8 protein-coding genes are annotated in these 13,209 nt (G+C 45.6%); 6 read left to right on the top strand and 2 right to left on the bottom strand.

Features of this window, described 5'->3' with window-relative positions; all coding sequences use genetic code 11:
* Nucleotides 1-40 precede the first annotated feature (40 nt).
* Complete coding sequence (gene aspS / locus AB4274_RS01680; protein WP_065585130.1) at nt 41-1,813, bottom strand: aspartate--tRNA ligase; 1,773 nt, start codon at nt 1,811-1,813, stop codon at nt 41-43.
* 314 nt (nt 1,814-2,127) lie between these two features.
* Here aspS and AB4274_RS01675 point away from each other — a divergent pair, with 314 nt between their 5' ends.
* From AB4274_RS01675 to AB4274_RS01650, 6 genes are all read left to right on the top strand, one after another.
* Nucleotides 2,128-3,033, top strand: coding sequence for a DUF72 domain-containing protein (locus tag AB4274_RS01675; RefSeq protein WP_372110708.1), 906 nt, complete (start codon nt 2,128-2,130; stop codon nt 3,031-3,033).
* 139 nt (nt 3,034-3,172) lie between these two features.
* The gene (cmoA, locus tag AB4274_RS01670; protein ID WP_017062083.1) at nt 3,173-3,901 is read left to right on the top strand and encodes a carboxy-S-adenosyl-L-methionine synthase CmoA; all 729 of its coding nucleotides are present in this window, start codon (nt 3,173-3,175) and stop codon (nt 3,899-3,901) included.
* Nucleotides 3,902-4,087: 186 nt separating this feature from the next.
* Nucleotides 4,088-5,059, top strand: coding sequence for a tRNA 5-methoxyuridine(34)/uridine 5-oxyacetic acid(34) synthase CmoB (gene cmoB / locus AB4274_RS01665; RefSeq protein ID WP_017062084.1), 972 nt, complete (start codon nt 4,088-4,090; stop codon nt 5,057-5,059).
* A 312-nt stretch (nt 5,060-5,371) separates the two neighbouring features.
* On the top strand, nt 5,372-6,112 hold the full coding sequence (locus AB4274_RS01660) for an ATP-dependent zinc protease (protein WP_372110706.1): 741 nt from the start codon (nt 5,372-5,374) through the stop codon (nt 6,110-6,112).
* Nucleotides 6,113-6,129: 17 nt separating this feature from the next.
* Nucleotides 6,130-7,635, top strand: coding sequence for an inactive transglutaminase family protein (locus AB4274_RS01655; protein WP_048659662.1), 1,506 nt, complete (start codon nt 6,130-6,132; stop codon nt 7,633-7,635).
* A gap of 3 nt (nt 7,636-7,638) precedes the next feature.
* Nucleotides 7,639-8,619, top strand: coding sequence for an alpha-L-glutamate ligase-like protein (locus tag AB4274_RS01650; RefSeq protein WP_026084277.1), 981 nt, complete (start codon nt 7,639-7,641; stop codon nt 8,617-8,619).
* A 110-nt stretch (nt 8,620-8,729) separates the two neighbouring features.
* On the opposite strand, the gene fdhF is transcribed toward AB4274_RS01650, so the two are convergent.
* Nucleotides 8,730-12,959, bottom strand: coding sequence for a formate dehydrogenase subunit alpha (gene fdhF, locus AB4274_RS01645; protein WP_372110702.1), 4,230 nt, complete (start codon nt 12,957-12,959; stop codon nt 8,730-8,732).
* Between the last annotated feature and the right edge of the window lie 250 nt (nt 12,960-13,209).

The raw sequence follows: 13,209 nt of genomic DNA, 5'->3' as shown, positions 1-13,209 counted from the left end.
AAACTCAAAGCTTCAGTAGAAAGTTAGGCTAATCGCTTGATTAGTCTTCTTTCTTCGCTAGTTTAACTGCGATTGCTAGCTCTTCCAGTGATGCTGGGTTCGCTAGGCTTGGCGCGTCTGTTAGTAGACATGCTGCAGCTGTTGTTTTCGGAAATGCGATAACGTCACGGATGTTCTCAGTACCACAAAGCAGCATTGCTAGACGGTCAAGACCGAATGCTAGACCAGCGTGCGGTGGCGTGCCGTACTTAAGCGCTTCAAGTAGGAAGCCGAACTTCTCTTGTTGCTCTTGTGCTTCGATACCTAGGATACCAAATACCGCTGTTTGCATTTCTGCGTTGTGGATACGTACAGAACCGCCTCCTACTTCGTAGCCGTTGATTACCATGTCGTATGCATCAGAATTTGCTGCTGCTGGGTTCGCTTTTAGCTCTTCTGCGTTCACACCTAGTGGTGATGTGAATGGGTGGTGCATTGCGTGTAGGTTACCTTCGCCGTCTTCTTCGAACATTGGGAAGTCAACAACCCACAGTGGAGCCCATGCAGATGTGTCTGTTAGCTCTAGATCCGTACCTAGTTTAAGACGAAGTGCGCCCATTGCTTCAGCAACGATGCCCGCTTTGTCTGCGCCGAACAGAATGATATCGCCAGATTCAGCTTGAGTACGATCTAGAATACCGTTGATTACGTCTTCGCTTAGGAATTTAGCAACTGGAGATTGAATACCTTCCATGCCTGCAGCACGGTCGTTAACCTTCATCCAAGCTAGGCCTTTCGCGCCGTAGATGTTTACATGTTCAGCGTAGCCGTCGATTTGCTTACGAGTTAGCTTAGCACCACCTGGAACACGGATAACTGCTACACGACCTTTTTCGTCGTTAGCTGGGCCAGAGAATACCTTGAATTCAACATCTTTAACCAAGTCAGCAACGTCAACTAGCTCTAGTGGGTTACGTAGATCTGGCTTATCAGAACCGAAACGACGAATCGCTTCAGAGAAAGGCATTACTGGGAATTGACCTAGTTCAACATCTAGAAGTTCTTTCCACATATCGTGAACAAGCTTCTCAGTCACGTTACGTACTTCTTGAGAAGTCATGAAAGATGTTTCGATATCGATTTGAGTAAATTCAGGCTGACGGTCAGCACGTAAATCTTCATCACGGAAACATTTAACGATTTGGTAGTAACGGTCAAAACCAGACATCATCAGCAGTTGCTTGAAAAGCTGAGGAGATTGAGGAAGTGCGTAGAAGCTACCTTTGTGAACACGGCTTGGTACTAGGTAGTCACGAGCACCTTCTGGTGTCGCTTTCGTTAGTACTGGCGTTTCGATGTCTAGGAATAAGTTCTCATCTAGGAAACGACGAACGAAGCTAGAAGCACGTGCACGAAGCTTAATACGGTCGCTCATTTCTGGACGACGAAGATCGATGTAACGGTACTTAAGACGCTGCTCTTCAGAGTTCGTTTGGTTGAAGTCTAGTGGAAGCGCTTCTGAACGGTTAATGATCTCTAGACCCGTCGCGTAAAGTTCTACTTCACCAGTAGCCATGTCTTTATTTACTTGGCTGTCCGGACGAACTCGTACTTCACCAGTAAACTTGATACAGAATTCATTACGCAGTTGGTTAGCGATCGGGAAGATATCTTTCATATCTGGATCGACAACAACCTGAACGATGCCTTCACGATCACGCATATCAATAAAGATAAGACCGCCTAAATCACGGCGACGGTTTACCCAGCCGCACAATTCTACAGTTTGTCCCGCCAGGGACTTGTTCAGGTTACCACAGTAATGGGTACGCATAATGAATTTCCCAATCTCTTAATTATTTACTAATTTCCAAGCTGTCAGTGGTCATTCCACACAACAGAGCAAAGGAACATTTATACGCGGAAACTCGCTTAAAATCGACCTTCCACATTCGAATTTATTGTGTTTTATCTGGCTTTGCTGCTTTTTAGCCCATCAAGTGCGCAAAGATTCATCAAAACCGAAAAAATTGCGATAATTATATCTCGAAAGTACCTTAATCAGCAAAACTCTCGTAAAGTAGATTTTCGTTTCAACCCAAAAACTTTTTGTAATGACTGATGGCGTGATGGATAACGGTGTAATAGATGGATAATCGTGTAATAACAACAGAAACTTTACCTCTAAGACTTGGATTAACTATGTGGTCTCATTCTGAGTGGCAAAGTCAGTTCTACGGTAAAGGCACCAAGCCTGCCGAACGCTTGGAAAAATACACCCAAGTTTTCCATACCGTTGAGGGCAACACCACCTTTTACGCTACGCCAAGTATGTCTACCGTTCACAATTGGAAAGCCGCCAGTCACGATGATTTCAAGTTCACCTTCAAATTGCCCAAATTCATCACCCACCAGCAACAACTGAGACACTGCCAAGCCGAACTCAAAGAGTTCTTGATGACGATGTCGCCACTGCATGACCGTATTGGTCAATGGACGATTCAGCTGCCGCACAGTTTTGAGCCCAGCATGCTGCCTGCCCTACAAAAGTTTTGCACCTTATTCCCAAAAGATATGCAGCTTGGCGTCGAAGTTCGACACTTAGGTTTCTTTGATAAGGGCGATGCGGAAAAACGCTTCAACCAATGGCTGGTTGAGGAAGGCATCAATCGCATCATTATGGACAGCCGCCCCGTTTTCTCTGCGCCACCCACCACAGAAGCGGTGATCGATGCGCATCAGAAAAAACCGCGTGTTCCTGTTCATGCAATTGCTACCGCCAATAACCCGATGATTCGATTTATTGGTCACCCAGACCAAGAACCTAATATTGAGTTTTTTAAGCCTTGGTTTGCCAAAATCCCAAACTGGCTTAATGAAGGCAAGCAGCCCTATTTAATGATCCACACCCCAGACAATAACCACGCACCTGAACTTGCGATTGCTATTTATAAGAGGCTACAAAAGCAAGTCTCTGAAAATACGTCATTATTACTGCCCGAACTGGCTCAGTTTCCAGCTCGAAAAGGCAATCACCAAATCTCGATGTTTTAACCTCTCACTTGTAAGTAGCTTCGAACCTTGAGCTAAATCTCAGTTTTCGTGACAGTGGCGTTTTTTTTACGTAAAATACGCCCCCTTTTATTTGGTACGAATTTTGTGCCAATTACGCTGACTGTCGAGAGAAAATGCTATGAGCAACACAGACAATATCTTTTCCGCTCCTATTGATAAAATTGGAGACTTCACCTTTGATGCAAGGGTTGCTGAAGTATTTCCGGATATGATTCAACGTTCGGTGCCTGGCTATAGCAATATCATCTCTGCAATCGGCATGCTGGCTGAGCGCTTTGTAAAGCCACACTCAAATATTTACGACCTTGGCTGCTCGCTTGGTGCTGCGACACTTTCTATGCGTCGTCACATTCAGCAAGAAGGCTGCACGATTTTCGCGATCGATAATTCAGAAGCCATGGTTGAGCGCTGCAAATTGCACGTTAATGCTTACCGCAGTGACACACCGGTAGAAGTGATTGAAGCCGACATCCGTGAAGTGGAAATCAAAGACGCTTCTGTTGTGGTGCTTAACTTTACGCTGCAATTTCTTTCTCCAGACGATCGATACGCTCTGCTTGAGAAAATTCATGCTGGCTTGCGCCCAGGCGGGATCTTAATCCTGTCAGAAAAATACGTATTCGAAGATGAAAGCTCAAATGAACTGCTTATCGACCTGCACCATGATTTCAAACGTGCTAACGGGTACAGCGAGCTAGAAGTAAGTCAGAAACGTAGCGCAATTGAAAACGTGATGCGCCCGGATTCGATCCCTGTTCACAGAGAGCGATTTGATAAGATTGGCTTCTCAAGCAGCGAAGTCTGGTTCCAATGTTTCAACTTTGGTTCAATGTTCGCGATAAAGTAAACATTTTAGATTACGTAACCGTCGCGACACCGTTAGCACGTACTAAAATGTCATCCTCAAGAGCGAGGAACAAACGAATTGGGGATCTCTTATCAAACACGATAAACGAGATTCCCTAGCATGTTTGTCCACACTCTTAATGGAGTGACAAATTTAATTTCTACACCACCAACTCAGTGAAAACCTATGTTTAATTTTGCCAATTTTTATCAACTTATTGCCCAAGATACTCGCCTTCAGCCGTGGCTAAATGTCCTGCCACAGCAACTGACCGATTGGCAAAATGCAGAGCACGGTGACTTTGACCGCTGGCTACGTGCACTAAACAAGATTCCACAAGACGTGCCAGATCAAGTTGACCTGAAAAATTCAGTGACGATTGGTAGTTCTACGCCATACCACACAGGCGAACTGAAAAAGCTAGAAAGCTTATTGAAGACTTTCCACCCGTGGAGAAAAGGTCCTTATACGGTTCACGACATTCATATCGATACAGAGTGGCGCAGTGACTGGAAATGGGATCGTGTGCTTCCACATATATCTCCATTAAAAAACCGTTCGGTTCTCGATGTAGGTTGTGGCAATGGTTACCACATGTGGCGCATGCTGGGTGAAGGTGCTCGCTTAACGGTTGGTATCGATCCTTCCCACCTATTCTTGGTTCAGTTTGAAGCAATTCGTAAGTTGATGGGCGATGACCAACGAGCTCACCTATTACCTCTAGGTATTGAGCAGCTCCCAAAGCTAGAAGCCTACGACACGGTATTCAGCATGGGCGTGCTTTACCATCGTCGTTCACCACTGGACCACTTGATTCAACTGAAAGACCAATTGGTGTCTGGCGGTGAACTGGTTCTTGAAACCTTGGTGATTGAAGGCGATGAGAACGCAGTATTAGTTCCGGTTGACCGTTACGCGCAAATGAGAAACGTCTACTTCTTCCCTTCAGCTCGCGCACTGAAACGCTGGCTAGAACAAGTTGGTTTTGAAGACGTACGAATCGTTGACGAAAATGTCACGACAATTGGTGAACAACGCACCACAGAATGGATGACACACAACTCTCTTCCAGATTACCTCGATCCGAACGATCCAAGTAAAACGGTTGAAGGTCACCCTGCACCGAGACGTGCGATTCTGGTAGCAACAAAGCCATAGATTTACTGCCCACAAAGCAGTGGCATATTGAGTAAATAAAGCACAAGCCTATTAAGGCAGCAAAACAATTGCTTGCATGGTCAAAAAGCCACTGTTAATTTCGCGGTGAACCTTGCTTCCTTAGCTTAAGAATTGAACAAAAATTGACTTGTGTTTAATAAGTGAGCTATTCCAAATAGCAATAATTGGCGTAGCGCTCACATTGCGATTCAATATGACCAGACTCTTACAATAGGATGCTTCACGCATCCTTTTTTGTGGGCTAAACTTCTAAATAGTCTGAACTATTCTCTAATTCTCAAAGGTTTTTTTATGTTTAAGCGATTATCGCCTATTGTGGCGGTTGGTTTGCTCTCTGGTTGTACTCTTACAAATGGTGCTACCTACCACCAAGAAACTCTCGATGCTATTGCCCGCTCAGAGACAAACATCGCAAATAAGGTTCAAAATCTTGAACTGCAAGTCAGTAATCAAAGTGATTACATTGAAAGCTTAGAAGACGAAATCATCACCCTTTCAAATCAGTTAGATGTTCATCTAACAAGCATGGAACACAAAGTCATTGAAGAGCTAGAGGAAGAAGAACCCGTGGCAGTTGCAGCGGCTCCTATCGCTCCTACCTCACAACCGACTATCCTTGGCGGAATCGAAAAAGTGTCTATCGACTCAATCAAACAAAGCTTTGATGCGCGAGTGGATACCGGCGCAACAACCTCTTCTTTGAATGCCGTCGATATTAAAGAATTCGAACGAAATGGTAAGAACTGGGTTAAGTTCCACCTAGAAGACCAAGGACAAGCGGCAGAAGACCAAAAATGGATTGAAGCGCCTGTTGTACGTTATGTGAAAATCCGCCAATCAACCAATGATCAGACAGAACGTCGAGCTGTGATTGAATTATGGGTTAAAGTTGGAAAAATCCATGAAAAAGCGCAATTTACATTGGCGGATCGCTCTCAAATGAGTCACCCTGTATTACTAGGGCGCGAATTTATCAAAGACATAGCGCTAGTAGATGTAAGTAAAAAGTACGTACAAACGGAAGTTAAATAACAATAGTAGGGTAAGCTATGACGTCAAGAATTCCATTTTATATCTCTATATTCCTGCTTATCGTGGCAGGCATAACACTGAGTATGTTCAGACATACGACCTACGGTGTACCTTGGACTCCAGGGGAAACCAGACAGGTTTGGGACGTTGAAGCTCGCATCGAGTTCAACGCAGTAGGCAAAGAAGCAAAAGTTTCCTTAGCGGCTCCTCATACTCAGTCTAACTACACACTTATCGGCGAATCGGCTTCATCGCCAGGTTATGGTATCTCTTACTTGAATACCGAATCAGGTCGCCGCGCAGAGTGGTCTATTCGATACGCAGATGGCCCTCAAACTATCTACTACAAAACACAATTCCTAGTCGACAACCAAGCAAAAGTTGATGCTATACCGCCAGAAGGCGAAGTCGCACAGCCAAGCTTCGACGGCCCTGAAGAAGCCGCTTCTTTTGCATTGATTGATAGAGCGACAAAGCGTTCTGCAGACAACCTCACTTTTACCCGTGAGCTCATCAAAACACTTAACGATCCAGACAGCCAAAACTCAGCGCTTATTCTGAATAACATGACTAAAGTGGAAGCGACACACAAGCTACTTTCAGCAGCGAAAATACACAACAAAGTCGTTGGTGTTATCGAGCTAGAAGACGGCCGTCGTCGTCAGTCGATTCAAAACATGATTCAGATCTGGGATAACGACCAGTGGATTCTGTTCTCTCCGGAATCAAGCGAACAACAAGTTCAACCAAACCTACTCATCTGGGACGAATCAAACGTTTCTCTACTGGATGTTGTTGGCGGTCAGAACAGTAAAGTTCACTTCTCTATGATTGCTCAAGAGGTTTCACCAACGGAAGCAACCAACAGTAAGGTCTCTGCAGACCAGCTATTGAACCTATCGATTCACAGCCTACCGCTAGAAGAGCAAGCGATGTTTAAAACCATCATGCTGATTCCTATCGGTGCTCTGATTGTTGTGTTCCTACGTGTCATCATCGGTCTGAAAACGTCCGGTACCTTCATGCCAGTACTGATTGCGGTAGCCTTTGTGCAAACACAATTGGTAACGGGTATTGTCGGTTTCCTACTTATCGTAGGTACGGGTCTGATTATTCGAAGTTACTTGTCCAAACTCAACTTACTACTGGTCGCCAGGATATCCGCCGTAATCATCACGGTAATCATGATTATTTCTGTATTCACTGTGGTCGCGTTTAAAGTGGGTCTGACTGAAGGTCTATCCATTACGTTCTTCCCAATGATTATCCTATCTTGGACTATCGAACGTATGTCTATCCTATGGGAAGAAGAAGGCGCGAAAGAAGTAATGCTACAAGGTGGTGGTTCTCTATTTACTGCGGTTCTTGTTTACTTAGGCATGACTAACCCGTTCATTCAGCACTTAACGTTTAACTTTATTGGTTTACAACTTGTTATTCTAGCGACCATCTTGCTACTAGGTAACTACACAGGATACCGTCTAACCGAGCTTCGTCGCTTTAAACCGCTAGCGGAGGACTAAGTTATGTTTGATCAGTTTACTTCACCGTTTAGGTTGAAAGACAAAGGCATAATGGGAATGAACAAGCGTAACCATAGTTATATTGGTCGCTACAATGATCGTTCCAAGTATCCACTCGTTGATGACAAGCTTAAGACGAAGATCATTGCTGAACAGGCTGGTGCTACTGTACCAAAACTGATTGGCGTGATTGGTCATCAAGCTGAAGTAAAAACAATCCACAAGATGGTAAAAGAGTGGCCGGGTTTCGTAATCAAGCCAGCTCAAGGCAGTGGTGGTAAAGGTATCCTTGTTGTGACTTCTCACAAGGACGGCGTTTACACCAAGCCATCGGGTTCGACTATCAATGAAGAAGACGTAGAGCGCCACATCAGTAACGCTCTCGCGGGTCTTTTCTCACTTGGTGGTAAGAACGATGTTGCGGTAGTTGAAAACCTCATCAAGTTTGATGAGTGTTTTGATGGCTTCAGTTACGAAGGTGTGCCAGATGTACGAATCATCGTATTCAAGGGCTACCCTGTGATGGCGATGATGCGTTTATCTACTTCGGCTTCCGACGGTAAGGCTAACTTACACCAAGGCGCTGTAGGTGTAGGTATTTGTATTGCAACGGGTAAAGCCGTTCGTGCGGTTCAATTTGACCACCCAGTAACTCACCACCCAGATACGGGTAAAGAGTTGGCGCTACTTCAGGTACCACACTGGGAAAAACTGCTAACACTAGCTTCAAGCGCTTGGGAAATGACAGGTCTTGGTTACATGGGTACTGACATGGTTCTAGACCAAGAAGAAGGCCCAATGGTACTTGAGCTTAACGCACGTCCAGGTTTGGCTATCCAAATCGCGAACGGCGCAGGTTTATTGCCTCGATTGCACCATATTGAGAACCTTGGTACACCGGCTGAATACCCGAAACCAGCAGAGCGCGTTGCATACGCTGCCAAGCAATTCGGTGTTCACGGTAACGAGATTGTTCCAAACTAAGCGATTTGCTGACTAGGTCACTTGATACCTAATAGAGCTTATAAAAAAGGCCGCATAACTCTGAGAGTTACGCGGCTTTTTAGTATCTGCGGTTAAATTAGCGGATTAGGTTAAGTCTCTGTAGATTCAATTACAGGCTCTCGAATTGGATCAATCCGCACAGCCGCCACCTTAAATTCAGGGATCTTCGCGTGTGGATCAGTCGCTGTGGTAGTCAAACGGTTAACTGGTGATTCAACAAAATGGAATGGAATAAATACCACACCCTTTTGCATTCGTTTAGTCACAAAGGCCGCGATTTCGATTTCACCACGACGTGTTGAGACCTTAAGCATCTGACCATTCGAGATACCTAGCGCTTCAGCATCATGAACACTCACCATGGCACGCGGCCCTGCTAAGTTATCCAACCCTTTTGTTTTACGTGTCATGGTTCCGGTGTGGAACTGTTCTAGAATACGGCCTGTCGTTAATACTAACGGGTATTCCGCATCCGGTAGCTCAGCAGCGTATCTAAACGGAATCGCCTCCATTTGACCACGCCCACGCGTAAATTGGGTCTGGTGCATGATACGTGTGCCATCAGGGTTGTTCTTATTACTTGGCCATTGCACGCCGTTCACCGTAATGTTCTCCCAACGTAAACCACCATACTGTGGCGTGACACGCGCTATCTCATTGGTGATATCAGCAACCGAGTCATATTCCCAATTGCCGCCCATCGCATTAGCCAACATTTGGATAATCACCCAATCTTCTTTCGCTTCACCTGGAGGCAATACCGCCGGGTTAATACGCTGAACACGACGCTCGGTATTAGTAAAATGACCAGACTTCTCAGCAAACGAGCAAGACGGTAGCACCACATCGGCATATTGAGCGGTTTCGGTTAAGAAAATATCTTGAACCACGAGGAAATCTAACGCTTCAAGACCTTCAATCACATGCGCTTGGTTCGGGTCACTCAGCACTGGGTTCTCGCCCATTACGTACAGACCACGAACATCTCGATGACACGCTCCATCAATAATTTCGGTCAACGTTAAGCCTGTTTCAGCCGGTAGGTCAGAAACACCCCACTCCATCGCGAATTTTTGACGAACCATTGGGTTGTACACTTTCTGATAACCCGGAAGGTTATTTGGCAATGCGCCCATGTCACACGCACCCTGAACATTGGATTGACCACGTAATGGGTTGATACCGCCGCCTTCAATTCCGATATTGCCACACAAGAGCTGTAGGTTAGCGATTGATCGAACGTTATCGTGACCAGTGGTATGTTGCGTAATGCCCATCGAGTAGTACACCGCTGTACGCTCTGCAGTACCAATCAATCGCGCCATTGCGAAGATGTCTTCCGCTTTAACGCCAGTTACCAGCTCCACTTTGTCTAGTGAATAACTTGGTGACATTACCTCTTGAAGCAAGGTATCAAAGCCGTCCACACGATCTTCGATATACTCTTGGTCATACCAACCATGTTTGATGATCTGCTGCATCACACCATTTATCAGCATTACATCGGTACCCGGTCGGTGCGCTAAGTAAAGCTCAGCATGGTCAGCAATATCTATTCGTTTTGGATCGGCAACGATCAATCGCGCTCCACCATGTCTCACAGCCTGCTTAATGTGCGAACCAATAATTGGGTGCGCTGACGTGGTATCCGAACCAATAATAAAGATCACATCAGAGTGCTTGATACTTGGAATATCATTGGTCATCGCTCCACTGCCTAACGATGCTTCAAGTCCAGTCACCGTCGAGGCATGACAAAGGCGAGCACAATGGTCGACGTTATTGGTGCCTAGTTCGCGACGTATGAATTTTTGGAAGGCATAGTTATCTTCGTTGGTGGTTTTAGCCGATGAGAAACCCGCTAGAGCATTGCTACCAAAACCTTGTTTAATAGCCGTGAACTTATCGGCAATCAGCGTAATGGCTTCTTCCCAACTCGCTGGTTGTAACCAGCCATCTTTACGAATTAACGGTGTTGTAAGGCGGGCATCACTGCCGACGAAGTCGAAACCGAAACGTCCCTTAACACACAGCATGCCCTCGTTGACCGGAGAATCACCGCCCTCGATATAACGGATTTTGTTCTTCGCTTCGTCTACATGCATGGTCAGTTTACAGCCCACACCACAGTAGGTGCAGATAGTATCGATCTTCTTGAGAATATCTGTGTCGCCTTGTTTTCTATCTCTCGCGTCTACCATCGCACCTGTTGGACACGCTTGAATACACGAGCCACATTGAACACAGTTTGAGTCACCCATTACGGTCTTGTCTGCCCCAAAGTTAGGACGACATTCAGGCCTCGAAGCAGGCTTGCCATCGGATTGGTTCATGAAGCTTAGAACGCCATGAACATTCTGTTCGCGACAGGCTTGGATACACTGGCCACAACTGATACAGCGGTTGGCGTCAAAGATAATGAACTCAGAACTGTCATCGACCGAAAATTTTTGTCTTGTTAACCCGACCTTCGCTTCTTCAGCACGAATCGCCTGCCAACTCTCATTCGAAGCCACATCGATTTTGTACTCTGGATGCGTTTGCGTTGCTTTGTATTCGGTCGAGTAGTCTCGTAGGTCGCAATCGGTATTGGCTTGGCAACCACACTCTAGACATCTTGCTGCTTCCGCTATTGCATCAGCATTATCAAACCCTGTTTCTACTTCATCAAAGCTTTGTTCACGCTGCTCGGGCGTTAGTTCTGGCATGATCTTACGAGCCATACGTTGTATCGACTGGTATTGCTCAGGATCCACCGCTTTGAGCTGTTTGTGTTTTCTTGAGTTAAACGGTTTGGCCGGAATATTTTCCATATCACCGTGGAAGAAGCGATCGATCGCTTGTGCAGCAATACGCCCATCCCCCACCGCTTCGACTGCGGTTGCAGGGCCGCGTCGGAAATCACCAATACTGAAAATATTTCCGGTTCCGGTATGCATGGTTTGTGGATCAGCATCTGCGGTATTCCAACGAGTAAGAGGAATATCAATCGCTTCATTGTCCATAAAGCTCAGATCAGGCTTTTGCGACACGGCAGCAATAACCGTATCAAACGCTTCAACAAAGAACTCGCCAGTTGGTTTAGGGCTGCGGCGGCCTGAAGCATCAGCAGGACCCAAAGCCATTCGTTCTAATCGTATTTCTGATACATGACCATTTTCATCGGCTATGTTTTCTGCAGGGTTGGTTAAGAAGTGGAACTTCACACCCTCATGTTCAGCTTCTTCGATTTCGTAATCTTCTGCTGGCATCTCATCTCGAGTACGACGATAAATCAGCGTAGTATCCGCGCCATCACGAACTGCGGTTCGAGCACAGTCAATCGCTGTATTACCGCCACCGATCACGGCAACCTTTTTACCAGTGACGTACTGCTGATCGGTCACGTAATCTTTCAGATAATCGACACCCAAATAACAACCTCCGAGTTCGCTACCCGGGTAATTCATCTCGACCGCTTGCGATGCACCAACGGCTAAACAAACCGCATCAAAATCGTTACTTAAATCAGACAGTGTAAAATCAACACCGAGTTTTTTACCGCACTCAACCACCATTCCGTTGCGACACATCAACTCGATTTCTTTATCTAGAATCGACTTAGGTAAGCGATATTCAGGGATACCGTAACGCAGCCAACCACCCGCTTTGGGCATCGACTCATAGACACTGACTTCATAGCCTTCGTTAGATAGGTAATAACCCGCCGTAAGCCCACCGGGGCCACTACCAACAATAGCAATGCTCTTGCCTTTATTTGGTTTCTTCGCTGGCATGTAGCTCTCTTGAGCCGCTAGATCCGCATCGGCAGCGTGTCGTTTGAGTTGGCGAATCGCAATGGATTCATCGACCAAGTTACGACGACATTCGGTTTCACAGAAAGCAGGACACACACGACCAATTGAAAGCGGCATTGGCAATGTCTTTTTGATCACTTCAATCGCTTTAACGTGATCATTTTGAGCAATATGGTGCAGGTAAGATTGGATGTCGACCCCAGCAGGACAGGCTGTTTGGCATGGCGCTTCACAATCGGCGTAATGATCGGTCATGATGCGGTTCAACGCGTCTTGCCGATGAATCGTTAACTGTTTTGACTGGGTAGTAATATTCAGCCCATTAGACACTTCAAGCTCACAAGAACGAGTGACACCAACGCCATCAACTTCAACGACACACAAATCACACGGCACTTTATCCGCTGTTTTGTTCAAACCACATAAAGATGGGATTTCCAAACCACATGTTTTTGCCGCTTCAAGAACGGTTTGTCCTTGCTCGACGATTCGATATTTCCCATCAATCACGATTTGAATCATACCTAAGTCCTACCTTTACCTTTCGCACACGCGAGTTATCAATAATTAAAATTTAAGTAATACAATATTATTAATATTATTAAATCTATGTCATTACCATACATTATTTGTGGTTTTGTGCGTGTGACCTCAAACAAGTTCCATTGATAATAACCACAAGGTATGAGTGGTCTTATCAGTATCGATAAAAGAATTAGGCGAGAGGAGTTCAGTTGAGGAAATTAGATTCAATGTCTCGTCCTAAAATACG

The organism is Vibrio sp. 10N.261.55.A10 (assembly GCF_041470825.1).
Classification (GTDB): domain Bacteria; phylum Pseudomonadota; class Gammaproteobacteria; order Enterobacterales; family Vibrionaceae; genus Vibrio; species Vibrio crassostreae_C.
Note: the sequence above shows the minus strand (reverse complement) of the source record. Positions and strands in the feature narration are given on the sequence as shown.